The sequence below is a fragment of the Ornithinimicrobium faecis genome, assembly GCF_023923225.1.
Classification (GTDB): Bacteria; Actinomycetota; Actinomycetes; order Actinomycetales; family Dermatophilaceae; genus Ornithinicoccus; species Ornithinicoccus faecis.
In genome coordinates, this window is record NZ_CP099489.1 from 3,857,191 (window position 1) to 3,881,642 (window position 24,452).

Sequence of the window (24,452 nt, forward strand, 5' to 3'; positions counted from 1 at the left end):
CAGCGTGGCACACGGTCCCGACAGCGCGCCATGCTGACCGTCAGCGCGTGGGGTCGCCCCAGCGCACCGGGACACCGTGCGGCGGAGCCTCACCGAGCAGACACTCAGTGCCCCCGGGCCAGGTGGTGGCCGCGACGACGAAGCGGTGCGGCGCGCCTGGCGCGAGGCGACGCGGCTCGAAGGCGAGGTGCGTCAGCGGCCGATCGGGTGTGGCGGCGTCACCCAGCGTCGTGAGCCGGGCGAGCATGCGCTGCTGCTCCTCGAGCGACACGTATTGCCACATCACCGAGTGCCACACGACGGTGTGCTGGCCCTCCACCAGCTCCAGTCGGTCCAGGAAGTCGCCACCGCCCGCCCGCTCGAGACGCACGGCGTGCTCCGCGGCGAGGGACAGGGCGCCGCGCAGCCGGTCGAGACGATGCGTCTGGTCCGGCCACACACAGCTGAGCAGTGACAGCGCACCCTCCTGGGAGCGTGCGTCGATCGGCGCGAGGTCGCAGCCCAGTCGTTCGACCACCTCGACCCCCTCCGGTATGCCGAGGGGCCGGCTCTCCCAGGCAGGGTCCAGCACGACGGTGGCTGGGCGCGCACCCCCTGGTGTGACTCCTTCTGTGCTGCCGCCACCGGCTGGCCGCGGCCACTGTCCGCCGTCCGCAGCGAGGTAGGTGAAGTGATCGGCCAGCAGGTTCAACCCCGCCGACGCACCGATCTCCACGAGCCGGACCGGCAGGTCCGGTCGCTGTGCGCGGGCGAGCACCTGCAGCAGACCACCGAACAGGGCCGCGGAGCGACCGACCTCGTTGGTCTGTGGCGGCGAAGCCAGTCCGGCGCGGATGAGCTCCTGGTGCTCCTCCAGAACCTCGCGGAAGGCAGGCCAAGCGGCCGCAGCATCCCCGTCGCCGCCGACGCTTGGATAGTGGGCCGCGAGCGCCGGTGCTCGCTCGGTCAGCACGAGACGGTGCACGGCTGCCATCAGTCGCAGGGCCAGGGCCGAGGGGCCAGGTGCGTCCTCGTGTCCCGCCAGCACCGCGGCAGCCGGCCCACCCGCCGCGACATCGTCGGCCACCTGCTCGAGCAGGTGGGCGTAGAACGGTGAGCCCAGGCTCTCGCAGGCACCGGCCTGTGCCCGGATCAGCTCAACCTGGCGCAACGGCGCTCATGTCGTCCAGCAGGACGTGCCTGATGAGTGCGCTCGCCCAGTCCAGGATCTCCTTGTCGCGCAACACCTTCCCACCCACGCGGGCGGTCTTGGGCACGGGCACGAGGATGGTGCGCGTCGCGGCCTTGAGGATGGTGCCCGGGAACAGCCGGTTGAGCCGCAACTGCTGGCTCTCGCGCAGCTCGACCGGCCCGAAGCGGATGGTCGAGCCCTGCAACGAGATGTCGCTGATCCCCGCGCTGCGAGCCAGGGTGCGCAGTCGGGCGACCTCGAGCAGCGTCTGGACGGGCACCGGCGGGGCGCCATAGCGGTCGACCAGCTCCGCCTCGATCTCGGCCAGCTCGACCTCGTCGGTCACCTTGGCCAACTTGGTGTAGGCCTCCAGACGCAGTCGCTCACCGGGGATGTAGGCATGGGGCAGGTGCGCGTCGACGGGCAGCTCGATCTTGATCTCCGTGGGGGTCTCGTCCTTCTCGCCCTTGAAGTTGGCGACCGCCTCGCCGACCAACCGGATGTAGAGGTCGAAACCGACGCCCTCGATGTGGCCGGACTGCTCACCACCGAGCAGGTTGCCGGCGCCGCGGATCTCCAGGTCCTTCATCGCCACGGCCGTGCCGGCCCCCAGGTCGGTGTTGGCCGCGATCGTCTGCAGTCGGTCGACCGCGGTCTCGGTCAGCGGCTTCTCCGGCGGATACAGGAAATAGGCGTAGGCCCGCTCCCGCCCGCGGCCCACGCGGCCCCGCAGCTGGTGCAACTGGGACAGCCCGAACTGGTCGGCGCGGTCCACGATCAGGGTGTTGGCGTTGGAGATGTCCAGGCCGGTCTCCACGATCGTGGTGCACACCATCACATCGAAACTGCCCTCCCAGAAGTCGACGACGACCTGCTCGAGCTGGTGCTCCCCCATCTGCCCGTGCGCGGTGGCCACCCGGGCCTCGGGGACCAGGTCGCGCAGCCGCGCGGCGACCTTCTCGATCGAGGTCACCTTGTTGTGCACAAAGAAGACCTGCCCGTCCCGCAGCAGCTCGCGCCGGATCGCGGCGCCGATCTGCTTCTCGTCATAGCCGCCGACGAAGGTGAGCACCGGGTGCCGCTCCTCCGGGGGTGTGGCCAGCGTCGACATCTCGCGGATGCCGGTGATGGCCATCTCCAGCGTGCGCGGGATCGGCGTGGCCGACATGGCCAGCACATCGACATTGGTGCGCATCGCCTTGAGCTGCTCCTTGTGCTCCACGCCGAAGCGCTGCTCCTCATCGATGACGACCAGCCCCAGGTCCTTGAAGGTCACCGAGGTGGACAACAGTCGGTGGGTGCCGATGACCAGGTCCACGCTGCCGTCGGCCAGGCCCTTGATGACCTCCCGCGCCTCCTTGTCGGACTGGAAGCGGGACAACGCCTTCACCACGACCGGGAACTGGGCATAGCGCTCGGTGAAGGTCTGGAAGTGCTGCTGCACCAACAGGGTGGTCGGCACCAGCACGGCCACCTGCTTGCCGTCCTGGATGGCCTTGAAGGCCGCGCGGACCGCGATCTCGGTCTTGCCATAGCCCACGTCGCCACTGATCAGCCGGTCCATCGGGACCGCCTTCTCCATGTCGGCCTTGACCTCGTCGATGCTGGAGAGCTGGTCGGTCGTCTCGACGAACGCAAAGGCGTCCTCGAGCTCGCGCTGCCACGGGGTGTCCGGGCCGAACGCGTGGCCCTGGGTGGCCATCCGGGCGCTGTAGAGCCGGATCAGCTCGGAGGCGATCTGCCGGACATACTTGCGGGCGCGCGACTTGGTCTTCTGCCAGTCGGCACCACCGAGTCGGTTCAGCGTCGGGGACTCTCCGCCAACGTATTTGGTGATCTGGTCCAGCTGATCGGTCGGCACATAGAGCCGGTCGGCCGGTTGCCCGCGCTTCGCGGAGGCGTACTCCAGCACGAGATACTCCCGCACCGCCCCCTGCACCTGGCGCTGGGCCATCTCGACGAACTTGCCGACGCCGTGCTGCTCGTGGACCACGTGATCACCCGGCCGCAGCTGCAGGGGATCGACCTGCGCCCGCCGGCGCGACGGCATACGCCGCATGTCCTTGGTCGAGCCTCCGGTGCTCACCGAGCCGGTCAGGTCGGTCTCGCCGACCACCACCAGGTGGGCGCCGGGCAGCACAAAACCGCGCCCCACCGAGCCGGTCGTGATCTGCACGACCTCGGGCACGAGCCGCTCGAGGTCGGGGACGAGCCGGTGAGGGACGTCCTGCTCGGCCAGCACCTCGCTGACCCGGCGGGCCAGACCCGGCCCCTCGAGCGAGAGCACCACGTGCTGGTCATCGGCGAGCCAGCGGCGCAACGCTGTCGCGATCGCCTCGGCGTCGCTGCGGAAGGCCTCGACGGGGGACGACTCGACGGTGATCCGGCGGGCCACCACGTCGTCAGCGGCGTCGTCCTCGACAAACTCCGCGAGCTCCTCGTCACCGGCGAACGCAGTCATGGTCCACCAGTCGCGACCCCGCTCCAGCGCCCGGGCACGCAGGTCACCCAGGGACCAGTAGGACGCGGTGCCGAGCACGTCCTGCAGGTCGACCGGCACCACATTGCCGGCCACGGCGTTGGCCCAACTCGCACCGAGGAACTCCAGGCTGGTCTCGACCAGATCGTGCGCCCGGGTCGAGATCCGCTCCGGGTCGAGCAGGACGACGCGCGTGCCCTCCGCGAGGACGTCGGGCAGCGTCTCCATCGAGTCCACCAGCGCCGGGGTCAGCGACTCCATGCCCTCCACGGCGATGCCCTCGGCCACCTTGCCGAGCAGGTCCGCCACACCGGGCAACTGCTCAGCCAGCTCGGCGGCTCGCTCACGCACCTGGTCGGTCAGCAGCAGCTCGCGGCACGGCGGGGCCCACAACCCGCCCTCGGCGATCTCCAGCGAGCGCTGGTCGGCCACCTTGAACCACCGGACCTCCTCGATCGTGTCGCCCCAGAACTCCACCCGCAACGGGTGCTCCTCCGTCGGCGGGAAGACGTCGAGGATGCCGCCGCGCACCGAGAACTCACCGCGCCGCTCGACCAGGTCGGTGCGCACATAGGCGGCCGCGGACAGGGCCTCCACGACCTCCTCGAACACGTGCGTCTCCCCCGCCTGCAGCCGCACCGGCACCAGCTCACCGAGGCCGGCCACGAACGGCTGCAACAGGGCCCGGGCCGAGGCCACCACGACCCGCACCGGACCGTATGCCGAGGTGCCGGTGCTCTCCTCACTCACCTCCGGGTGGGCGAGGCGGCGCAGCACGGCCAACCGCTGACCGACCGTGTCGGAGCGGGGGCTGAGTCGCTCGTGGGGCAGCGTCTCCCAGCTCGGGAAGGTCGTGATCGTCTCGGCGGGCAGAAACTCGGCGAGTGCGGACGCCAGGTCGTCGGCCTCCCGGCCCGTCGCGGTGACCGCCAGCAGCGGCGCCTTCGCGGCGAGCGAGGCCACCAGTGACGGACGGGCACCCGCCGTGACTGCCACGTCGACCAGCGGCTCCCGCTCGTCGGCGGCAGCCAGGACGGCGGCGACGCCCGGATCGGTGATCAGGCCGGCTAGCACTGGGGTGAGACTCACGAGGGGCCCTCTCTGCGGCAACATGGGCAGTGTGGTGGCGGCCGGCGACACACCTGCCGACAGCACAAACGACCCCGATCTGGGAACTGAGCGGGGTTTCTGCCAGTCTAAAGGCCACAACCGACAGGGAGACTGATGCGGCCGGGGGCGCTTGCGCTGCCGGGCCGGGGACAGGAAGATCACATCGTGACCCAGATTGCCGAGCCGAGCCGCCGCACGACCAGATCCTGGGGTGCGGCGCTGGCCGTCGGGGCCGCCCTCGCCGTGCCGCTGGCGCTCACGGCCGAGGTGGCCATGGCCGAGGAAGCACCCCTGGAGATCACCGAGTCGATCAACGACCTGGCCGGTGTGCTGAGCGGCAGCGAGGGCGAGATCGAGGAGGCCATCGCCGACCTGCGCGACGACACGGGCCTGCAGCTGTTCGTGATCTATGTCGACGAGTTCGACCGGGCGGACGGTCCGGGCTGGTCCGATGAGACCTACAACCTCAACGGCTTCGGCGGTGACGACATCCTGCTGTCTGTGGCCGTGGACCAGCGGGCCTATGGGCTGACCGGCAGCTCGGCCATCCCCGAGAGCACCCTGAACGAGGTGGCGAGCAACTACGTCGAGCCGGCGCTGGGTGATGACGACTGGGCCGGCGCCTCGATCGCCGCGACCCAGGGGCTGGCCGACGTGCTGCCCGACGGTGTGAACACCCCGGTCAACTCCGGCGGGCAGGGCAACTCCGAAGGGTCCCACAGCGGCTCCTCCGGTGGCGGCTTCGACATCCCGTGGCTGTTTGCGGTGCCGGTCGTGGCCATCGCGGGCTCGAAGGTGATCTCCGCGATGGGCAACAAGAGCGCCCGGCAGAGCCGGGAACGTGCCGGCGACCTGCCCACCGAGTCGAGCCAGACGTCGCAGGTGCCCACCCAGGAGCTCCAGCGCGTCTCCGCGGCCGCCCTGGTCGACCTGGACAACTCGCTGCGCAGCGCCGAGGAGGAGCTCACCTTCGCCGAGGCGCAGTTCGGCCAGCAGCGCACCGAGCAGTTCCGCACGGTCCTCGGCGAGGCACGGCGCAAGTCCCAGGAGGCCTTCCGGATCCGCCAGCAGCTCGACGACTCCGACAAGGAGGCCGAGCCGGTCGCCCGCAACATGTTGGGTCAGATCATCGAGCTGTGCTCCAGCGCCAAGGCCAGCCTGGACGCCCACGCCGCCGAGTTCGCCGACATGCGCGCCCTGCAGGACACCGTGCCGCAGTTCCTCGAGGAGCTGGCCGGCCGGGCCCAGGAGGTGCGCGGACGACTGCCCGTCGCCGACCAGCAGATCAACAGTCTCGCCGCGCGCTATCCGCAGCAGGCTCTCGGGACGGTGCGCGACCACCGCGCCCAGGCCGAGCGGCTGCTGGGCAGCGCCGATGGGTTTGTTGACGCCGGCCGCCAGGCCGTGGACAGCGACCGCCCGTCAGCGGTGGCCGCGGCCCGTGCCGCCGAGGAGGCCCTCGGCCAGGCCGTGCGGCTGCTGGACGCCATCGGCTCCGCCGACAACGACCTGGCCAACGCCCAGGACGTGCTGGCCAAGGCCATCGCGTCACTGACCTCCGACATCCAGGACGCCCAGCGACTCGCCCCCAAGGACCCGGTCATCCAGCCCGTCGTGGAGCGCGCCCGTGCCGCAATCACGCAGGGACAGAGCGCCGACACCTCCGGCGACCCGCTGGCTGCCCTGGCCACCCTGGACGCCACCGAGCACGACCTGGACACCCTGCTCGACCCGCTGCGCGACGCCGAGAGCCAGCGCACCAAGGTGCGCGAGGACCTCAACGCTCGGGTCAACCGGGTCGGCGCACGGCTGCGCAGCATCGACGAGACCATCGCCACGCGGCGCGGGGCCGTCAACAGCGGAGCCCGCACCCGCATCTCCGAGGCGATGCGGCTGTTCGAACAGGCCCAGGGACTCACCCGGGACGACCCCCAACAGGCGGCCAACCTGCTGCACCAGGCCGAGCAACTCGGCGAGCGGGCCCTCAGCGAGGCCCAGCAGGACCTCGACCGCTGGAACGGCCCGATGGGTGGCGGCATGGGCGGCGGGGGTCGGCGCGGCGGCATCGACCCGCTGTCGGTCATCCTCGGCGGCATCCTGGCCGGCGGAGGCAACCGGCACAGCGGCGGCTGGGGTGGCGGCGGTTTCGGAGGGGGCGGCTTTGGCGGAGGCGGCGGTGGTTTCGGCGGGGGCGGCGGCTTCGGCGGGGGCGGCGGCTCGACCTCGGTGGGAGGGCGCTTCTGACGTTTCACCTCGCCGATCGGCTTGACTGGACGGAACCATTCGACGGCGCTGACCGTCAATACACAGGAACTGGCACGACGACCTCGCACCACACCTGTCCCACGAAAGGACACTTGGACCATGACTCAGAAGCAGACCATCCTGGGCCGCATCAGCCAGCTCGCGAAGGCCAACATCAACTCCCTCCTGGACCGCGCCGAGGACCCGGAGAAGATGCTCGACCAGTTGGTGCGTGACTACACCAACTCCATCGCCGAGGCCGAGGAGGCCGTCGCGCAGACCATCGCCAACGTGCGCATGGCCGAGGCTGACCTGCGCAGCGACGAGGAGGCCGCACAGGAGTGGGGCCGCAAGGCTGGCGCCGCCAACCGCAAGGCCGACGAGCTGCGCGGCAGCGGTGACACTGCGGGCGCCGACAAGTTCGACAACCTGACTCGGGTGGCCCTGCAGCGTCAGATCCAGCACGAGAACGAGGCCAACGCCGCCCGCCCGGCCATCGAGCAGCAGAACGCGACGGTCGACAAGCTCAAGGAGGGCCTGGTCAGCATGAAGACCAAGCTCGGCGAGCTGAAGTCCAAGCGCGGCACCCTGGTCGCCCGGGCCCGCTCCGTCGAGGCGCAGGGCAAGGTCAACGAGGCCATGCGCTCCATCGACGTCATGGACCCGACCAGCGACCTGGGCCGCTTCGAGGAGAAGATCAAGCGCGAGGAGGCCCTCGTCGCCGGTCGCGCCGAGGCCCACGCCACGAGCATCGAGGACCAGTTCGACGAGCTCGAGGACCACAGCGACGACGCCGAGATCGAGGCGCGCCTGGCCGCTCTGCGGAGCAAGGGCTGACCCGCTCCGCACCACGGTCGGGCACGCCCTGACCAGCAGCACCCCTGCGGGCCCGCCGGAAGTTTCCGGTGGGCCCGCGGTCGGTCTCGAACACTCCACCGGGGGAAGGACTCACCCATGCCTGCCGTGACACCTCAGCTCCGCACACCCCTGACCGTCCTGGCCACCCTCGTGGCCGGCGGTGTGCTGCTGACCGGCCCCTCGGCATACGCCCAGGAGCCGTTCCCGTTGCCCGACGAGCTGGTCGACCAGACCGGCGCGATCCAGGATGAGGCCGCGGTCCGCGCGGCCCAGGACCAGCTCTTCGACGAGGCCGGGCTGCAGCTGTTCGTGGTCTATGTCGACGACTTCGGCGGACTCAGCGGGCCCGAGTGGGCCGACCGCACCGCCGAGCTCTCCCACCTCGGCGACCAGGACCTGCTGGTCGCCGTCGCCACCGACGAACGGTCCTGGGGCGACAGCATCTCCGAGGACTCCGGGCTGTCCGACAGCCAGCTCGACGACGTGGCCTCCGAGCACATCGAGCCCGCCCTGCGCGACGACGACTGGGACGGGGCCGCGATCGGCGCGGCCGAGGGCTATCTCGAGGCGGCCACCGAGTCGTCGAGCGGGTGGGTCGGCATCGCCGGTGTGGGTGGGGTGGCCCTGCTCGGGTTCGGCGCCTATCGCGGCCGCCGGTGGCACCGCCAGCGTCAGGAGCGGGCGGAGGTGGCAGAGGAGCTCGCCGAGACGTCGCAACGCGTCGGGGGGCAACTGGTCGCGCTGGACACCGCGCTCGCCGCCGCTGAGGGAGAGTTGCAGTATGCCGAGGCCGAGTTCGCCCCCGACCTCACCGCCCCCTTCCGGGAGGCCCTGACCACGTCCCGGCAGGAAGCGCTCGAGGCCTTCCGCCTGCAGGAGCAGATCGCCGCGCAGGACCCGGTGGAGGAGTCCGCGAGCGTGCGGGACCGCTATCGCAACCTGGAGCAGTTGATCTCCCGGGCCGGTTCCCGGCTCGACGAGCACGCCGCCGCCTTCAACGAGTTGCGAGCCCTCGCCGACCGGGCACCGCAACGCGTCGAGGAGCTGACCGCAGGCCTTGCGGAGGTCACGACACGGTTGCTCGACGTGATGGCCCTGGCGACCACGCGGACTGACCTGCGCGCAGGCCAGCGTGCGCAGGTGGAGGCGATGGCCCAGGAGTCCCAGACGATGCTGGCCCACGGTGAGACGGCACTCGAGCAGGCACGGGAGCGGATCGGCGCCAGCGAGCCCGAGGACGCGGTCCTGCCCCTCAAAGCTGCCGAGGAGTCGCTGACGGGACTCACCGCACGCGCCGAACAACTCGCCGACCTCGACACCCTGATCACGCAGTGGCAGGGGCTGCTGACAGCGGCGACGGACTCGCTGAGCCAGGACGTGGCCGACGCCGAGCGCCTCGCCCCACAGGACGCGGCAGTCTCCGGCCCAGCACAGCAGGCCCGGGCTGCCCTGGCCAGGGTCGGTGACGCGGCCGAGGACCCGGTGGAGCTGGCGGAGGATCTCGGCGATATCGAGCGCGTGCTGGACGCGGCCCTCAGCGGTCATCGGGAGACCGAGGAGCGGCGACTCAAGGAGCTCAAGACCGCCCGTGCCCAGCTGGCCCGCACCGAGTCGCGGGTGCGCTCGATGGAGTCCGAGCTGCGCGTCAACCAGGCGCATGTCACGGCCACGGCGCTGACGCGGTCCAGTGAGGCCCGCGCGCTGCTCACCGAGGGGCGCTCGATCCTGGAGTCCGACCCGGCCAGGGCCGACACGGTGCTGCGCGACGCCGCCAGTCGGGCCGGCAGTGCGCTGAGCTCGATCCACGACGTGCGCCACAGGGCCGAGGCCAGCACGTCATCCGGCGGTTGGGGCTCATCCTGGGGCTCGTCCTGGGGCGGCTCCCGGTCGAGCTCCCGGTCGAGCTCACGGTCCAGCAGGTCTCGCCGCTCGCGCTCCAGCAGCCGCTCGCGCAGTCGCTCGAGCAGTTCGCGCCGGTCCTCGCGCTCGTCGCGCAGTTCCCGCGGCGGGCGCTTCTAGCCCGGGCCGCTCCCGTGAGCGACTCCAGCGACCAGCAGGCAAGCCGACGACCAGCAGATGATCCAGCGGCCAGCAGGTGCAGATGCATGCATCCTTCACACGATGTTCCAGATTCCTGTGAATGATCCGTTCACCTGCACCGTCGCCGCCGACCGGCGAAGGCGACTGGCGCGTGTCCCCGCTCAGCGGGCGATCCAGCGACCAGCAGGCAATCCAACGACCAGCAGATGATCCAGCGGCCAGCAGGTGCAGATGCATGCATCCTTCACACGATGTTCCAGATTCCTGTGAATGATCCGTTCACATGCACCGTCGCCGCCGACCGGCGAAGGCGACTGGCGCGTGTCCCCGCTCAGCGGGCGATCCAGCGACCAGCAGGCAATCCAACGACCAGCAGATGATCCAGCGGCCAGCAGGTGCAGATGCATGCATCCTTCACACGATGTTCCAGATTCCTGTGAATGATCCGTTCACCTGCACCGTCGCCGCCGACCGGTTCAGTGCGGCAGTCAGCGGGAGTGGAACCGCCCCTGGGTCGCTTCGAGGCCGGTGTGCACCAGGTCGGTGACGGCATCGACGCCATCGCCGATCAGCAACTCCACCTCGACCCGGTCGCGGGCCGGGAAGTCGGACAACACATAGGCGGCCGGGTCCTGCCGTCCCGGCGGCCGTCCGACCCCCAGGCGGACCCGCAGATAGTCCTTGGTGCCCAGGGACTGGCTGATGGAGCGCAGCCCGTTGTGCCCGCCCTCACCGCCCCCGCGCTTGAGCTTGATGGAGCCGAAGTCGATGTCGAGCTCGTCGTGCACCACGATGATCTGCTCCAGCGGCACCTTGTAGAACTGCACGAGCGAGGCGACGGGCCCACCGGACACGTTCATGTAGGTCATCGGTTGGGCCAGGACGGCCCGGGGCCCGGGAGCACCGCCGGGCAGGGTGCCGAGCCGGATCTCACTGACCCAGGCGCGGGACTTGTGCTGCTTGGCCGAGACCCCGGCAGCGGCGGCCAGGTCGGCGATCACCATGGCACCGATGTTGTGCCGGTTGCCGGCATATTTCGGCCCGGGGTTGCCGAGCCCGACCACCAACCAGGGGTCCATGAGTCCTCCAAGAATGACGGCGGGGCCGCCTCAGACGTGCTGTCCGAGGCGACCCCGATCGTATGCCGTGTGGTCCGGCAGGTGCGCCGGTCAGGCGTCCTCGGACTTGGCCTCTTCCTCGCCCTCGGCCTTGTCCTCGTCGCCGCCCTCGGCAGCCTCCTCGTCGGACTCCTCGTGCTCGATGCCGGCCTCTTCCTCGGCCTCGGCAAGCTCGGCCTCCAGGGCCTCCTCGGAGATGGCCTGGGTGACGTTGACCAGCAGCGCCTCCGGGTCGGTGATCAGCGTGACGCCCTCCGGCAGCTTGATGTCGCCAGCCAGGATCTGGTTGCCGGCCTCCAGGCCCTCCACCGTGACCACGAAGGACTCCGGGATGCTGGTGAAGTCGGTCTCGACCGAGACCTCGGTGTAGTCGGTGGTCACCAGCGTGTCCGGTGCGGCCTCGCCCTCGACGTGGACCGCGACGTCGACGATGACCTTCTCGCCCTTGCGGACGATGACCAGGTCAACGTGCTCGATGGTGCGCTTGATCGGGTCGCGCTGCACGTCCTTGACCAGGGCCAGGTGCTCGTCACCCTCGACGTCCAGGGACAGGACGGCGTTGGTGTGCTTCAGCGCCATCATCGTGGCGTGGCCCGGCAGCGTCAGGTGGAACGGGTCGGTGCCGTGGCCATAGAGGACGGCGGGGATCTTGTCGGCGCGGCGCACGCGGCGGGCAGCGCCCTTGCCAAACTCGGTGCGCTTCTCGGCGGTGATGGAAAGCTTGTCAGCCATGTCGGGGCCTCCGTGGTTGGTGGATCATCGGGTGGGCCTCGACGCGGGGCGCGGCACGACGCGGCAGCAGGGCCGGATCATCGGCACAGACCGCGTCGATTCACGGACGCAGCCACATCTTCGTGCAGCGTCCCTCGCCGAGGCAACAGTGGGCCAGTCTAGGGCAGCCGCACCCCGCCGACCAACTCGCTTTTGCGCTCACACCTGACCCGCCCTCACGCCCACCGCCGCACCAGCTCTGCCAGCACCCCCGCGGTGCGGGCCGTGGTCACTCCGAGCAGGCGTGAGGTCGCCGCTCCCAGCGGATCGACATCGCCGGGGACGGCGTGTTCCCACATCTGGTGCACGCTGCGCCCACGGACCACGACGGTCACCTTCTCCCCGGAGACCGACTCGACGCGCGCCACAGACTCGGCCGAGAGGGGCTCGCGCAGCAGGGAGACGTAGTGCCGCTGCAGGGGACCGTGTCGCTCCCCCAGCCCCTCGGCATACGAGGAGATCTCGGCCAGCTCGGCGAGCCCGAAGACGATGGTGGGCACCGCAAACCCACGGTCGCGCTCAAAGGCCGACTCCAGCGCGTCCTCGACCCGGGTCAGGGAGCGCATCCGTGAGGTGACGCGCAGGTTGCCGGTGTTCAGATAGGTCTGCACGTCGGTGAACCCGGCGGCCTCGGCCACCGCGCGCAGGTCATCCTTGGGGAACTTGCGGCGCGCGCCGAGGTTGACGGCCCGCAGGAATCCGACATAGCTGGGCATCAGCGGAGGGGCGGGTCGAGACGACCGTCAGGCGTTGCCGTCAAACATGCTGGTGACCGAGCCATCCTCGAAGACCGCGCGGATCGCCTGGCTGATCAGCGGGGCGATCGACAACTCGGTGATCTTGTCCAGCGCGCGTGCCTCGGCCGAGAGCGGCAGCGTGTTGGTGACGATCACCTCGCGGGCGATGGAGTTGGACAGCCGCTCCACCGCCGGACCGCTGAAGATCGGGTGGGTGGCCGCGATGACGACGCTGTTGGCACCGTCGTTCATCAGGGCGTCCGCCGCCTGGCAGATGGTGCCGCCGGAGTCGATCATGTCGTCAACCAGGATGCAGGTGCGCCCGGCGACCTCACCGACGACGCGGTTGGCCACGCTCTGGTTGGGGCGGGTGATGTCACGGGTCTTGTGGATGAAGGCCAGCGGGGCACCGCCCAGGCGCTGGCTCCACTGCTCGGCGACCTTGATGCGGCCGGCGTCGGGCGAGACGATCGCCAGCTCCTCCTTGCCATAGTGCTTCTTGACATAGGAGCTCAGGATCGGCAGCGCCATCAGGTGGTCGACCGGGCCGTCGAAGAAGCCCTGGATCTGCGAGGTGTGCAGGTCCACGCACATGAGCCGATCGGCACCGGCGGTCTTGAACAGGTCGGCCATCAGGCGGGCCGAGATCGGCTCGCGGCCGCGGTGCTTCTTGTCCTGGCGGGCATAGCCATAGAACGGGAGCACCACACTGATCCGCTTGGCCGAGGCGCGTTTGAGCGCGTCGACCATGATCAGGTGCTCCATGATCCACTCGTTGATCGGCGCCGTGTGGCTCTGGATCACGAACGCGTCGGAGCCGCGGACCGACTCGTCGAAGCGGACATAGATCTCGCTGTTGGCAAAGGAGTAGGCATCCGTCGGCACCAGGTCGGTGCCCAGGATCGTGGTGACCTCCTCAGCCAGGCCAGGGTGCGCCCGCCCGCTGAAGATCATCAGGTTCTTCTGGGTGGTCTTCTGGATGCCGGTCACGCCTGGCCCCCTTCGGGTTCGCTGGCCGTATGCCGAGGGGCGGGTTGGTCCTGCCCGCTCGCCGGGGCGTCGGTCCCTGGTGCGTCGGTCCCTGGTGCGTCGGTCTGCGGGGCGTCAGTCTGCTGGGCGCCCGCCGCCTCGGCCGCCGCCGCTGTGCTGGTGCCGGCGCGCTTGCGCTCGACCCAGCCGTCGATGTTGCGCTGGCGGGCCCGGGAGACCGCGATCTGCCCGGGCTCGACGTCGTTGGTCACGGCGGAGCCGGCCCCGATGTAGGCACCGTCAGCGACGTTCACCGGGGCCACGAGCACCGAGTTAGAGCCCACGAAGGAGTGTCGCCCGATCGTGGTGTGGTGCTTGTTGACGCCGTCGTAGTTGGCGAAGATCGTGCCGGCGCCGATGTTGGCGCCCTCCTTGATGGTGGCGTCACCGGCGTAGGTCAGGTGCGGGACCTTGGCACCGTCCTCGATGACGGCGTTCTTGGTCTCCACGAAGCCGCCGATCTTGCCCTTGGCGCCCAGCTCGGTGCCCGGGCGCAGATAGCTGAACGGGCCCACGGTCGCCTCGGGTCCGATCACGGCGAGCTCGGCCTGGGTGCGCACCACGCTGGCACCGTCCCCGACCTGCACGCTGGTCAGCGTCGTGTCCGGACCGACCACAGCCCCCTCGCCGATGGTGGTGGCGCCCAGCAGCTGGGTGCCGGGTCGGATGACTGTGTCCTGGCCGATGGTGACGTCCGAGTCGATCCAGGTGGTCGCCGGGTCCACGATCGTGACCCCCTCGCGCTGCCAGCGCTCGACAGTGCGCTCGTTGAGGATCCGCCCCAGGTTGGAGAGCTGGACTCGGTCGTTGACGCCCTCGGACTGCCAGCGGTCATCGACCACGTGGGCCCGCACCGGGCGGCCCGCCGCACGGGCCAGACCGAGCACGTCCGTGAGGTACTTCTCGCCCTGGGCATTGTCGGTGCCGACCTGGGTCAGCGAGTCGCGCAGGACCTGGGCGTCGAACGCATAGATCCCGGAGTTGATCTCCTTGATGTCGAGCGCACCAGCGTCCGCACCACCGCTCTCTCGGGCGGCGATCGCGTCCTTCTGCTCCACGATCTTGAGCACCTGCCCGTCCTGGTCACGCACCACGCGGCCATAGCCGTGCGGGTCGTCCAGGATCGAGGTGATCACGGTGACGGCGTTGCCGGCCTCCTCGTGCGCTGCGGTCAGCGCGCGGAGGGTCTGCGTGGTCAGCAGCGGCACGTCGCCGTAGGTCACCAGGACCGTGCCGGTCAGATCCGGGGGCAGGACCTCAAGGCCGCACTCGACCGCGCGGCCGGTGCCCTTGACCTCGTCCTGATCGGCGATCAGCGCCTCGGCATCAACCTCAGAGACGTGCGGTGCGACCACCTCGCGCTGGTGCCGCACCACGACGGCCAGGTGGGCCGGGTCGGTGCCGCGGGCGGCATGGATGGCATGTCCGACCAGGGTGCGCCCACCGATGGGGTGCAGCACCTTGGGTGTCTTGGACTTCATCCGGGTGCCCTCGCCCGCTGCGAGGATGATGACGGCTGCCGGGCGGTTCTCGCTCACGCGAAGTCGCTCCCATGTCTCGGGGACTGAACAGTGGTGGCGGCCCACGGGGTCACCCTGGTGGATGCTACCCGTCTCCTGGGGGTGGTGTCTCCCGGCCCCGCCTCCAGGGAATCTTTCCGGCCCGATCGGCGTTGAAACAGTTGTCGGTCCGCGACGGGACCGCGCTCCGTGAGGAGCACGATGTGCGTCGCCCCGGGCCTGACGTTGTTTATCGAAATCTGACGTTCTGCGTCGGAGAAGGGTCACAGTCAATGCAGTTCAACACCGGTCAGCTCCTCATCCACCCCCACCACGGCCCGGCACGTGTCGAGGGCACGATGACGCGGGTCGTCGGCGGCACCGAGCGCAAGTATGTGACCCTGCGCGTGCAACGCAGCGACCTGACGGTCTCGCTGCCGGCCGACACCGCCGAGGAGGCCGGCATCCGGCTCATCCTCTCGGGTGAGCAGTTGCAGGAGGTGCTCGACGAGCTCAGGGCACCCAGCGTGCCGTTCGACCGGCAGTTCTCCCGCCGCATGAAGAACCAGCAGGACCGGTTGCTCCAGGGCGACCTCCGGGTCACAGCTGGCGTGGTGCGCGACCTGATCCGACGAGACCGGGCCGACGGCGTGTCGCCCGCGGAGAAGGACCTGCTCAAGCGTGCCAAGGAGCCGTTGCTCGGCGAACTCGTCGAGGCGCTCCGCGTCACCGAGGAGCGGGCCGAGGAGCTGGTTCTCGGCGCCGTCACCGGCGAGGACATCCCCACCCCCGCCGAGCTGGCGATCGCCGGCTGACGCGCCCCACCCGCCCCGCGAGCCGCCCCCACTCGCCGGCCCCGGGGCACATTCACACCACCCACCCCGCGCCGGCCCCACTCGCCGGCCCCGGCGCACGTTCACACCACCCGCCCCGCGCGGCGCCCGGCCGTGCATTCAAACAGGAAACGTCACGCTCGATCCCCGGGCGCAGCCTGCTGACCTGCAGGTTTGCCCTGGAGCCGACGACGTTACCTGTTTGAATGTGCGGGGCCGCGCCCAGATGGCGCGCCCACAGCAAGCTCCCCGGGAAGGAATCGAACCTTCGTCGCTAATCCTGATTCAAAGTCAGGCGGCCCCTGCCAGCAGAGCAACCGGGGAACACCCGATGCACACGCACCGGACCGGACAAGGTTAGGACAGATCCGGCCCGGGACGACACCCGCGGTCGTTGACAAGGCAGAATGGGCCCCGTGAGCCGCCCCGATCCCAAGTTGACTGTGCCCGCTGCGCGCCATCGAATGACTGGCCCGCAGCGGCGTGAGCAGTTGATCTCAATCGGGCGGGCACTCTTCTCCGAGAAGGGGTTCGAGGGGACCACGGTCGAGGAGATCGCGGCGAATGCCGAGGTGTCCAAGCCGGTGATCTATGAGCACTTCGGGGGCAAGGAGGGGCTCTATGCCGTGGTCGTCGACCGCGAGATCCAGGCCCTGCTCAATGCGATCACCAACGCCCTGTCCGAGCCGGGCCACCCGCGAGCACTGCTCGAGCGCGCTGCCCTCTCGCTGCTGGACTACATCGAGAACTCCACCGATGGGTTCCGGATCCTGGTGCGAGACAGCCCACCTGGGCAGTCCACCGGCTCCTTCGCCTCGCTGATCAGCGACGTCGCCAGCCAGGTCGAGCACATCCTCGCCGCCGAGTTCAAGCGTCAGCGGCTCGATCCCAAGATGGCGCCGCTGTATGCACAGATGCTGGTCGGCATGGTCGCCACCCCCGGTGGCTGGTGGTTGGACTCCCGCAAGATCAAGAAGGAGGATGTGGCCTCCCACGTCGTCAATCTGGCTTGGAACGGGCTGTCCGGCCTGGAGTCCAAGCCGAGCCTGCGCCTGATCAACCCGCGGTAGACCCGGGGTCAGCGCTACGCCCAGCGTTGGCGATATCCGCGGGGTCGCCGTCACCCCCGGGGTCGCCGTCACCCCTGGCCTCGACGTCACCCCCAAGAACGACCTCGCCCCCAACGTGGTCGCGCGCCCAGCGCGCCCACTGCGCGGTGGCGCGGAAACTGAGGATGCCGAACTGGGCCGTGATCCCGAGCGGCCCGCCTGACGCGCTGCCCGTCCGTTCCTGCAGGGCCGCGAACTCAGCCTCAAGGTGCTCAACCTGCGCCACTGCACCAGCCTCGGTCTGCCGGAGGACCTCGAGTGCGTCGTCAGGCTCGAGCGCCGGGAGGAGAAAGAGTCGCAGCGCGTGCTCATTCTTGACTCCGCCGGTTGAGGCCGGGGCGGCCATCAACCAGGCACGCAGGGCGGCCAGCCCCTCCTTCGTGCAGCGGTACGTGACGCGCCCCCGCGCCCCCCGATCGACAACCTCGACCAGCCCCTCCAGATCGAGACGGCGCAACTCGGGATAGATCTGGCTGTGCTTGGCATCCCAGGCGTAGGCGCCAATGACATCCTCGAAACGTCCCGTCAGGTCATAGCCACTGCTCGGACGGTCCAGCAGCAGGCCGAGAATCGCGTATCGGAGGGCCACGTCAGGAGCCTATATGACGATCTTGACATGTCGAACTCGACATGTCAGTCTCATCGTATGGGGTCATCGACGACTGTCACCGACAGCGAGGTCACCGACAGCGAGGAGATGTCGTCCCGACGCTCCTCCTCGTGGGTCGGCGCACTGGCCGGTGAGCTCGCCCTCGATGTCGGGCTGTCCCTCGCGGCGTTCTGGCTCGCCATCGCCGCAGGGTGGGGCACAGTGGGCGCCATCCTGGCCGCTGGCACGGTCGCGGTGGCGCGGGCTGTCTGGACAGCTGTCATCCGCGGCACCCTCGACACCTCGCTGCTGCTGGTCGTGCTGGGTTTCCTGACCTCCCTGATCCTCGCGCTCGTGAGCGGAGACGCCAGGGTGCTGCTGCTGAAGGGGTCGGTCGGGCTCGCCCTGTTCGGGGTGGTGGCCACCGCGAGCCTGGTGTGGGGTCGGCCGCTGCTGTTCTGGCTGGTGCGGCGCTTCGTGGCGCCTGGATCTGAGGGACGTCACCAGTGGGAGGAGCTGTGGCACGGGAGCACACCGTTCCGCTGGCTGTATCGCCGGCTCACCGTCGTGTGGGCGCTGGTCTACCTCCTGGCAGCCGCCGGTCATGTGACGGCGGTCCTGACCCTGCCCGTGGAGGTGGCCGCCCCCTGGTTGCGGGCCGCCACACCCCTGCTGAGCGTCTCGATGATTGCCTGGACGGCCTGGTTCTCCGCTCGCGCCGAAGGTCGCCTGGAGGGTCCTCTGCTGGATGAAGCCGAGGGAGCCTCGTCGGTGGAAGCCTCGCGGGTGGAGACCGAGTCGGCCTCGTCCTAGTCCTGCTCGAAGGGTGTCAGCAGGCGGCGGAGCAGGGCGGCGAGCTCGCCACGCTCCTGCGGCGACAGGCCGATCAGCAGGTCGCGCTCATCGTCGACGAGACCGGCCAGGGCTCCGTCGACCGCTTCGCGGCCCTGGGCGGTGAGCGTGATGAGCACCGTGCGGCGGTCGCTCGGTGACGCGGTGCGCGCCACCATGCCGTGCGAGACCAGCCGGTCGATCCGGTTGGTCATGGTGCCGCTGGTCACCAGCGTCTCGCGGACGAGCTCCCCGGCCGACAACTGATAGGGCTCCCCCGACCGGCGCAGCGCGGACAGCACGTCAAACTCCCAGGCCACCAGTCCCCACTGGTCAAACGCGTGCCGCCGTGCCAGGTCCAGGTGGCGAGCCAGCCGACTCACCCGCGAGAGCACCTCGAGGGGTGAGACATCCAGGTCCGGGCGCTCGCGCCGCCAGGCCGCGACGATGCCGTCAACCTGATCGGGAGCGGTGCGCTCGGTGTCAGCCATGGCCTCACTGTAGTGAGCCTCAAGATTCTTGGCGTCAAGACACCGAAGCGTGCGTCAAGACACCGGGCGGGCCGCAAGACACTGGGCTGGGGTCAAGACACTGGGCTGGGGTCAAGACACCGAAGCGCGCCCCCGGCGGAGCACCGGGACGTTGGTGACGATGACTCCGACGATCACGATCAGCCCGCCGACGAGCTGGGCGAGTGAGTAGGGCTGACCGGCCAGGAGCGTGAAGGCGGCGACGAACACGGTGATCAGGTTGAGGAAGACTCCCGCACTCCCCGCGGGCAGATCGCTCAGCGCACGACTCCACAGCAGATAGGCCAGCACCGACGGGAAGACGGCGATGAACAGCACCGCACCCGCGGCCTGCGGGGTCATCGGCAGGCTCGGCCCTCCGGTGGCCAGACTGACCGGAGCAACCACGACCACAGTGATCGCCGCCTGCACCGCGACAGCAGTCACCGGCGGCACACGCAGACGGCCCTGCCCGGCGCGACCGATGATCGTGTAGGCCGTCCAGGCCACGACGGCCCCCAGCATGACCAGCTCACCCGCCCCGAACCGGGCACCGGCCAGGACCCCCAGGTCGCCGCGGCTGAGCACAACGAGGGCTCCCGCCATCGCGATGATCACCCCGAGCAGCGTCAGAGGACGGAGCCGCTCGCGCAGCGTGAGCGCCGCCACCAGGACGATCAGCGCGGGGTTGGTGGCGTTGACCAGCGAGGCACTCAGCGCCGTCGTGTGCTCCAGCGCCACATAAACCAGCAGCGGATAGCCCAGCAGCCCGGTCAGGCTCAGTGCCACCAACCAGCGCCACTGCGAGAGCACCTCACGCCAGGCCGGCCGTTCCAGCCGCTGGGCCAGCAGCACCAGCAACGGGAGGGCCACCAGCCAGCGGAGCAGGACCAGGTCGAGCGGGGTGATGCTCTGCACGGCGGCAGCACCCACGAGGTAGTTGCCTGCCCAGCACACGGTGGCGCCCAGCAGTGCCAGCACGGCGACCAGACGCCCGTGCCGGTGGCGGCTGGGCAGGGTGTGCGGCACCTGGCTAGTCGACCAGCTCGGCGGCCTCTAGCCACTCCAGCTCGAGAGCCTCGCGCTCGTCATGGATCTCGGCGAGCTGGCCACTGAGCCGCGTCATGGCACCCGCGTCCGTGGCCTGCGCCGCCATCTCCTCGTGCACCCGGGCCTCGCGCTCGCCGAGCCGGGCCAGCGACTTCTCGACGCGGGCCACGGTCTTGCGGGCCTCGCGCAGCTCCGCGGCACTAGGACCCGCAGCCTTGGGGTCCGCGGCGCTGGGGGCAGCAGCGTTGGAGGCAGCAGCGCTGGGGCTGCCCGCGCCTCGGGAACGGGCCGGACCGCTTCCACCCGGAGCCGCCATCGCGCGCCGCAGCTGGAGATACTGGTCCACTCCCCCGGGGAGGTCGCGCAGCGCCCCGTCGCCGAGGAGCGCAACCTGGCGATCAGTCATCCGCTCGAGCAGATAACGGTCGTGCGAGACCACGAGCAGCGTGCCCGCCCAGCCGTCGAGCACGTCCTCCATCGAGGTCAGCGTGTCGATGTCCAGGTCGTTGGTGGGCTCATCGAGCATCAGCACATTGGGCTCGTCCATCAGCAGCCGCAGGAACTGCAAGCGGCGACGCTCACCGCCGGACAGGTCACCCACCCGGGACTGCTGGCGCCCGCCGGTGAACCCGAGCCGGGTCGCCAGCTGGCTCGCCGAGATCTCCTTGCCGCCCAGGATCGTGAACGAGCGGACCTCGGTGATGGCGTCGATGACGGTGCGGCCGGTGACCGCCTCCAGCTCACGCAGGTCCTGGCTGAGGCAGGCCAGGCGCACGGTCTTGCCCGTCTTGAGCGTCCCGGACTGCAGCGGGATCTGGCCCATCAGCGCGCGGAACAACGTCGACTTGCCGGCACCGTTGACCCCGACGATGCCGAACCGGTCGCCCGGCCCGATCCGCCAGGTGACGTCGTCGAGCAGCACCTTGTTCCCGAGCTGCACCGTCGCGTCCACCAGGTCAAACACGTCCTTGCCGAGCCGGGTCGTGGCAAAACGGACCAGCTCGACGCTGTCGCGCGGCGGGGGCTCGTTGGCCACCAGTGCCTCAGCGGCGTCGATGCGGAAGCGGGGCTTGCTCGTCCGTGCGGGCGCCCCCCGCTGCAGCCAGGCGAGCTCCTTGCGCAGCAGGTTGTTGCGGCGCTCCTCGGTGACGGCGGCGACCCGTGACCGCTCCGCCCGGGCCAGCACATACGCGCCATAACCACCGTCGTAACTGTGGACCTGGCCGTCGCTCACCTCCCATGTGCGGGTGGCGACGGCGTCCAGGAACCACCGGTCGTGCGTGACAAAGATCAGTCCGCTGCCAGGGCGCGGACGGCGCTGGGACAGGTATGCCGCGAGCCAGGCGACCCCTTCGACGTCCAGGTGGTTGGTGGGCTCGTCGAGCAGCAGCAGGTCCGGGTCCGACACCAGCAGGGCGGCCAGGGTCAGTCGGCGCAACTCCCCACCGGACTTGGCCCCGACCGGAGAGTCCAGACCGCCGAGCGCGCTGGCCCCCAGGTCGCCCAGCAGCCCGGTCAGGATCTCGCGGACCCGGGGATCACCGGCCCACTCGTGCTCGGCGAGGTCGCCCAGGACGACCTCGCGCACCGTGGCGTCCGGGTCGAGGATGTCGGCCTGCGCGAGCATGCCGCTGGTCACCCCGGCCGGTCGGAGCACCCGCCCGGCATCGAGCTCGCGGGTGCCCAGCAGGGCGGCGAGCAGGGAGGTCTTGCCGCCGCCGTTGCGGCCGAGCACGCCGATCCGCTCCCCGTCGAGCACGCCGAGGGAGACGTCGTCCAGCAGGACCTGGGTGCCGGCGATCAGGCGTGCCCGGTCGGTCGCGATGAGGTTGGCCATCCGCTCAGCCGGTGAAGTTCTGTGGGCCGGTCGGCGAGACGGACTGGATCACCTGAGCACCGGCAACGGGGCCGGTGGCGCGACGGATGTCACCGGCCGGACCGCGAGCGGCCAGGCCGACGGACAGATCAATCGCCTCGGCCTGCGTGCCCACCAGGAAGACCACGGTCGGTCCGGAGCCGGAGACGATCGCCCCCTGTGCCCCCAGCGTGGTGCCCGCCTCGAGCACCTCACTGAGCACCGGTCGCAGGGAGATCGCGGCCTCCTGCAGGTCGTTGCGCAGCGCGGCACCCACCTCGCCCGGGTGCATCGTGCGCAACGCAGCCACCAACGCACCCGACGGTGTCGGGTCACCCACCTCGATCCCGGCGGCCTCACGCAGTCGGTCGCACTCGGCATACACCTGCGGGGTGGACAGGCCCGCCTCCGGGCTCACCCACAGGACCCAGTGCAACTCTCCACGGGCCAGGACCGGGGCCAGGCGCTCCCCACGCCCGGAGCCGATCGCGGTGCCGCCGTGCAGCAGGAAGGGCACGTCCGAGCCCAGCTTGGCCGCGATCGGCTCGAGCTCGTCGCGGGTCAGCTGCAGCTCCCACAGCGCCTCGCAGGCGACCAGCGCCGCCGCCGCGTCCGCCGACCCACCGGCCATGCCGCCAGCGACCGGGATGTTCTTGTCGATGCTCAGCGCGACCGCGCCCTCGACACCGAAGCGCCGGGCGAGCATCTTGGCGGCCTTGAGTGCCAGGTTGGTCCCGTTGGCGGGCACCCCCTCGGCCGTGGCGCCGGTGACCTCGACGGACCACGACTCGGCCTCGATCGCGGTGACATAGTCATAGATGCCCACGGCGTGATAGATCGTGGCCAGCTCGTGATAGCTGTCCTCACGGAGCGGCCCCACCACCAGCTCCAGGTTGATTTTCCCGGGGACACGGACGGTGACGCCCCGGGACTCGACGGCCAGACTCATGCCGCCACCCTATGCGTCGGCATCCCGGGCAGCAGCGATGGCCGCGAACTCCTCGATGGTCAGCCGCTCACCGCGAGCGCTCGGATCCACCCCCGCAGCCCGCAACACCTGCTCGGCTGCGGCGGGGGAGCCGGCCCATCCGGCCAGGGCGGCCCGCAGGGTCTTGCGGCGCTGGGCGAAGGCAGCGTCGATCACCGCAAACACCTCGCGCCGGGAGGCAGTGGTGACCGGCGGGTCGCGGCGGACCATGCGCACCAACCCGGAGTCGACGTTGGGCGCTGGCCAGAAGACGTTGCGGCCGACCTTCCCCGCCGGTGACACCTCCGCATACCAGGCTGCTTTGACGCTGGGCACGCCATAGACCCGGTTGCCCGGAGGAGCCGCCAACCGGTCGGCGACCTCGAGCTGCACCATCACCAGCACCCGCTCCAGACTGGGCAGCATCTCCAACAGGTGGAGCACGACGGGCACGGCCACGTTGTAGGGCAGGTTGGCAACCAGCGCGGTGGGCTGCGGGTCCGCGAGCGCGGTCACAGTCAGGGCGTCCTGGTGCAGGACGGTGAGCCGATCCGCACGGTCGGGGGCGAGCTCGGCGACGGTCCTGGGGAGCTGCTCGGCCAGGACCGGGTCGATCTCGACGGCGACGACCCGGTCGACGGTGTGCAGCAGGGCGAGGGTGAGGCTGCCCAGACCGGGCCCGACCTCGACCACCACGTCGTCTGGTCCAACACCGGCCTGGCGCACAATCTTGCGGACCGTGTTGGCGTCGATGACGAAGTTCTGGCCCCAGTTCTTGGTGGGGCGCACTCCCAACCGGCCGGCCAGCTCGCGGATCTGCGCAGGGCCGAGCAACTGGCCTTCAGGGTGTGGCTCCATGATCGGTCAGCCTAGCCGCCGCCAGGGCCGGTCTGGTGCGGGCGCCGTCGCGCAACAGGCCCCGCCGAGGGAATGCTCCACGGTTGCAACTACGTTGTAGGTAGGACAGGCTCGAAGCCTGTGGACATCGACAACTGAGGAGCTGTTTGCTGTGGCTGACTATGCACTGCCCGAACTTCCCTACGACTACGGCGCACTCGCCCCGCACATCTCTGGCGAGATCATGGAGTTGCACCACTCCAAGCACCACAACGCCTACGTCACCGGCGCCAACACCGCCCTCGAGCAGCTGGCCGAGTCCCGCGACAAGGACTCCTTCGGCAACGTGAACATGCTGTCCAAGAACCTCGCGTTCAACCTGGCCGGCCACGTGAACCACTCGGTCTTCTGGCCGAACATGTCCCCGGACGGCGGCGACAAGCCGGTCGGTGAGCTCGCTGCCGCGATCGACGACAACTTCGGCTCCTTCGACGCCTTCCGCGCGCACTTCACCGCCAACGCGCTGGGCATCCAGGGCTCCGGCTGGTCGATCCTGGCCTGGGACACCCTGGGCCAGAAGCTCATCCTGTGCCAGCTCTATGACCACCAGGGCAACCTGCCGGCCGGCATCGTGCCGCTGCTGATGCTGGACATGTGGGAGCACGCGTTCTACCTGCAGTACAAGAACGTCAAGGCCGACTACGTCACCGCCTGGTGGAATGTCGCCAACTGGGCCGACGTGCAGGAGCGCTTCGCGGCAGCCCGGACCGCCACCAACGGTCTGATCGTCCCCAAGGCCTGATCACAGCAACTCTG

General features: G+C 70.0%; 21 protein-coding genes and 1 tRNA gene. 7 read left to right on the forward strand and 15 right to left on the reverse strand.

Translation table 11 applies throughout. From position 1 onward, the window contains the following. Window positions 1-40: 40 nt before the first annotated feature. A complete protein-coding gene (locus NF556_RS17905) occupies window positions 41-1,150 on the reverse strand; it encodes a DUF2332 domain-containing protein (protein WP_252592534.1) in 1,110 nt (369 codons plus the stop codon). Further along, the gene (mfd, locus tag NF556_RS17910; protein WP_425607050.1) at window positions 1,137-4,763 is read right to left on the reverse strand and encodes a transcription-repair coupling factor; all 3,627 of its coding nucleotides are present in this window, start codon (window positions 4,761-4,763) and stop codon (window positions 1,137-1,139) included. The genes NF556_RS17905 and mfd overlap by 14 nt, the downstream gene beginning before the upstream one ends. 162 nt (window positions 4,764-4,925) lie before the next feature. On the opposite strand from mfd, the gene NF556_RS21450 reads away from it, so the two are divergent. From NF556_RS21450 to NF556_RS17930, 3 genes are all read left to right on the forward strand, one after another. Beyond that, a complete protein-coding gene (locus tag NF556_RS21450; RefSeq protein WP_256829363.1) occupies window positions 4,926-7,004 on the forward strand; it encodes a TPM domain-containing protein in 2,079 nt (692 codons plus the stop codon). A 120-nt stretch (window positions 7,005-7,124) separates the two neighbouring features. Continuing rightward, entirely contained in the window at window positions 7,125-7,841 is a 717-nt protein-coding gene (locus NF556_RS17925) for a PspA/IM30 family protein (RefSeq protein ID WP_252592537.1), read from the forward strand. A gap of 117 nt (window positions 7,842-7,958) precedes the next feature. Continuing rightward, complete coding sequence (locus NF556_RS17930; protein WP_252592539.1) at window positions 7,959-9,881, forward strand: TPM domain-containing protein; 1,923 nt, start codon at window positions 7,959-7,961, stop codon at window positions 9,879-9,881. A 182-nt stretch (window positions 9,882-10,063) separates the two neighbouring features. Here NF556_RS17930 and NF556_RS17935 read toward each other — a convergent pair whose 3' ends face one another. The 6 genes from NF556_RS17935 to glmU all read right to left on the reverse strand — a co-directional run bounded on the left by NF556_RS17935 (window position 10,064) and on the right by glmU (window position 15,095). Further along, a complete protein-coding gene (locus tag NF556_RS17935) occupies window positions 10,064-10,309 on the reverse strand; it encodes a hypothetical protein (protein WP_252592541.1) in 246 nt (81 codons plus the stop codon). An 81-nt stretch (window positions 10,310-10,390) separates the two neighbouring features. Next, a complete protein-coding gene (gene pth / locus NF556_RS17940) occupies window positions 10,391-10,981 on the reverse strand; it encodes an aminoacyl-tRNA hydrolase (protein ID WP_252592542.1) in 591 nt (196 codons plus the stop codon). 90 nt (window positions 10,982-11,071) lie between these two features. After that, on the reverse strand, window positions 11,072-11,752 hold the full coding sequence (locus NF556_RS17945; RefSeq protein ID WP_252592544.1) for a 50S ribosomal protein L25/general stress protein Ctc: 681 nt from the start codon (window positions 11,750-11,752) through the stop codon (window positions 11,072-11,074). A gap of 215 nt (window positions 11,753-11,967) precedes the next feature. Beyond that, window positions 11,968-12,507: a DUF1697 domain-containing protein gene (locus tag NF556_RS17950; RefSeq protein WP_252592546.1), complete on the reverse strand. Its 540-nt coding sequence runs from the start codon at window positions 12,505-12,507 to the stop codon at window positions 11,968-11,970. Between the two features lie 27 nt (window positions 12,508-12,534). Beyond that, window positions 12,535-13,518: a ribose-phosphate diphosphokinase gene (locus NF556_RS17955; RefSeq protein ID WP_256829362.1), complete on the reverse strand. Its 984-nt coding sequence runs from the start codon at window positions 13,516-13,518 to the stop codon at window positions 12,535-12,537. Then, window positions 13,515-15,095, reverse strand: coding sequence for a bifunctional UDP-N-acetylglucosamine diphosphorylase/glucosamine-1-phosphate N-acetyltransferase GlmU (glmU, locus tag NF556_RS17960; protein ID WP_252592548.1), 1,581 nt, complete (start codon window positions 15,093-15,095; stop codon window positions 13,515-13,517). The genes NF556_RS17955 and glmU overlap by 4 nt, the downstream gene beginning before the upstream one ends. A 254-nt stretch (window positions 15,096-15,349) precedes the next feature. Here glmU and NF556_RS17965 point away from each other — a divergent pair, with 254 nt between their 5' ends. Next, a complete protein-coding gene (locus NF556_RS17965; protein ID WP_252592550.1) occupies window positions 15,350-15,871 on the forward strand; it encodes a CarD family transcriptional regulator in 522 nt (173 codons plus the stop codon). Window positions 15,872-16,134: 263 nt separating this feature from the next. Here the strand turns inward: NF556_RS17965 and NF556_RS17970 are convergent. Beyond that, a tRNA-Gln gene (locus NF556_RS17970) sits at window positions 16,135-16,213 on the reverse strand. Window positions 16,214-16,353: 140 nt separating this feature from the next. On the opposite strand from NF556_RS17970, the gene NF556_RS17975 reads away from it, so the two are divergent. After that, complete coding sequence (locus tag NF556_RS17975; RefSeq protein WP_252595856.1) at window positions 16,354-16,959, forward strand: TetR/AcrR family transcriptional regulator; 606 nt, start codon at window positions 16,354-16,356, stop codon at window positions 16,957-16,959. Here the strand turns inward: NF556_RS17975 and NF556_RS17980 are convergent. Next, entirely contained in the window at window positions 16,946-17,587 is a 642-nt protein-coding gene (locus NF556_RS17980; protein WP_252592552.1) for a PadR family transcriptional regulator, read from the reverse strand. The two genes, NF556_RS17975 and NF556_RS17980, sit on opposite strands and share 14 nt — an antisense overlap. A gap of 57 nt (window positions 17,588-17,644) precedes the next feature. Between NF556_RS17980 and NF556_RS17985 the strand changes: the two genes are divergently transcribed. After that, the gene (locus NF556_RS17985) at window positions 17,645-18,400 is read left to right on the forward strand and encodes a VC0807 family protein (RefSeq protein ID WP_252592554.1); all 756 of its coding nucleotides are present in this window, start codon (window positions 17,645-17,647) and stop codon (window positions 18,398-18,400) included. Here the strand turns inward: NF556_RS17985 and NF556_RS17990 are convergent. From NF556_RS17990 to rsmA, 5 genes are all read right to left on the reverse strand, one after another. Beyond that, window positions 18,397-18,909, reverse strand: a complete 513-nt coding sequence (locus NF556_RS17990; protein ID WP_252592555.1) for a MarR family winged helix-turn-helix transcriptional regulator — start codon at window positions 18,907-18,909, stop codon at window positions 18,397-18,399. The genes NF556_RS17985 and NF556_RS17990 overlap by 4 nt on opposite strands. Before the next feature lie 111 nt (window positions 18,910-19,020). Then, window positions 19,021-19,956 (reverse strand): DMT family transporter, encoded by a 936-nt coding sequence (locus NF556_RS17995; protein ID WP_252592557.1) that lies wholly within the window; start codon window positions 19,954-19,956, stop codon window positions 19,021-19,023. A 4-nt stretch (window positions 19,957-19,960) separates the two neighbouring features. Continuing rightward, window positions 19,961-21,814 carry an ABC-F family ATP-binding cassette domain-containing protein gene (locus tag NF556_RS18000; RefSeq protein WP_252592559.1) on the reverse strand — a complete coding sequence of 618 codons (1,854 nt, stop codon included), beginning with the start codon at window positions 21,812-21,814 and terminating at the stop codon, window positions 19,961-19,963. A gap of 4 nt (window positions 21,815-21,818) precedes the next feature. Continuing rightward, complete coding sequence (locus NF556_RS18005) at window positions 21,819-22,781, reverse strand: 4-(cytidine 5'-diphospho)-2-C-methyl-D-erythritol kinase (protein ID WP_252592561.1); 963 nt, start codon at window positions 22,779-22,781, stop codon at window positions 21,819-21,821. Between the two features lie 9 nt (window positions 22,782-22,790). Continuing rightward, the gene (gene rsmA / locus NF556_RS18010) at window positions 22,791-23,657 is read right to left on the reverse strand and encodes a 16S rRNA (adenine(1518)-N(6)/adenine(1519)-N(6))-dimethyltransferase RsmA (RefSeq protein WP_252592562.1); all 867 of its coding nucleotides are present in this window, start codon (window positions 23,655-23,657) and stop codon (window positions 22,791-22,793) included. 151 nt (window positions 23,658-23,808) lie between these two features. Between rsmA and NF556_RS18015 the strand changes: the two genes are divergently transcribed. Next, window positions 23,809-24,438: a superoxide dismutase gene (locus tag NF556_RS18015; protein ID WP_252592565.1), complete on the forward strand. Its 630-nt coding sequence runs from the start codon at window positions 23,809-23,811 to the stop codon at window positions 24,436-24,438. Window positions 24,439-24,452: the final 14 nt, after the last annotated feature.

What these genes read in the sequence shown, in the direction of transcription:
- mfd (WP_425607050.1), bottom strand. Translation starts at nt 4,763, where the DNA reads ATGTTGCCGCAGAGAGGGCCCCTCGTGAGTCTCACCCCAGTGCTAGCC.
- NF556_RS17925 (WP_252592537.1), top strand. Translation starts at nt 7,125, where the DNA reads ATGACTCAGAAGCAGACCATCCTGGGCCGCATCAGCCAGCTCGCGAAG.
- NF556_RS17930 (WP_252592539.1), top strand. Translation starts at nt 7,959, where the DNA reads ATGCCTGCCGTGACACCTCAGCTCCGCACACCCCTGACCGTCCTGGCC.
- NF556_RS17935 (WP_252592541.1), bottom strand. Translation starts at nt 10,309, where the DNA reads ATGCATCTGCACCTGCTGGCCGCTGGATCATCTGCTGGTCGTTGGATT.
- pth (WP_252592542.1), bottom strand. Translation starts at nt 10,981, where the DNA reads ATGGACCCCTGGTTGGTGGTCGGGCTCGGCAACCCCGGGCCGAAATAT.
- NF556_RS17945 (WP_252592544.1), bottom strand. Translation starts at nt 11,752, where the DNA reads ATGGCTGACAAGCTTTCCATCACCGCCGAGAAGCGCACCGAGTTTGGC.
- NF556_RS17950 (WP_252592546.1), bottom strand. Translation starts at nt 12,507, where the DNA reads ATGCCCAGCTATGTCGGATTCCTGCGGGCCGTCAACCTCGGCGCGCGC.
- NF556_RS17965 (WP_252592550.1), top strand. Translation starts at nt 15,350, where the DNA reads ATGCAGTTCAACACCGGTCAGCTCCTCATCCACCCCCACCACGGCCCG.
- NF556_RS17975 (WP_252595856.1), top strand. Translation starts at nt 16,354, where the DNA reads ATGACTGGCCCGCAGCGGCGTGAGCAGTTGATCTCAATCGGGCGGGCA.
- NF556_RS17985 (WP_252592554.1), top strand. Translation starts at nt 17,645, where the DNA reads ATGGGGTCATCGACGACTGTCACCGACAGCGAGGTCACCGACAGCGAG.
- NF556_RS17990 (WP_252592555.1), bottom strand. Translation starts at nt 18,909, where the DNA reads ATGGCTGACACCGAGCGCACCGCTCCCGATCAGGTTGACGGCATCGTC.
- NF556_RS18000 (WP_252592559.1), bottom strand. Translation starts at nt 21,814, where the DNA reads ATGGCCAACCTCATCGCGACCGACCGGGCACGCCTGATCGCCGGCACC.
- NF556_RS18005 (WP_252592561.1), bottom strand. Translation starts at nt 22,781, where the DNA reads ATGAGTCTGGCCGTCGAGTCCCGGGGCGTCACCGTCCGTGTCCCCGGG.
- rsmA (WP_252592562.1), bottom strand. Translation starts at nt 23,657, where the DNA reads ATGGAGCCACACCCTGAAGGCCAGTTGCTCGGCCCTGCGCAGATCCGC.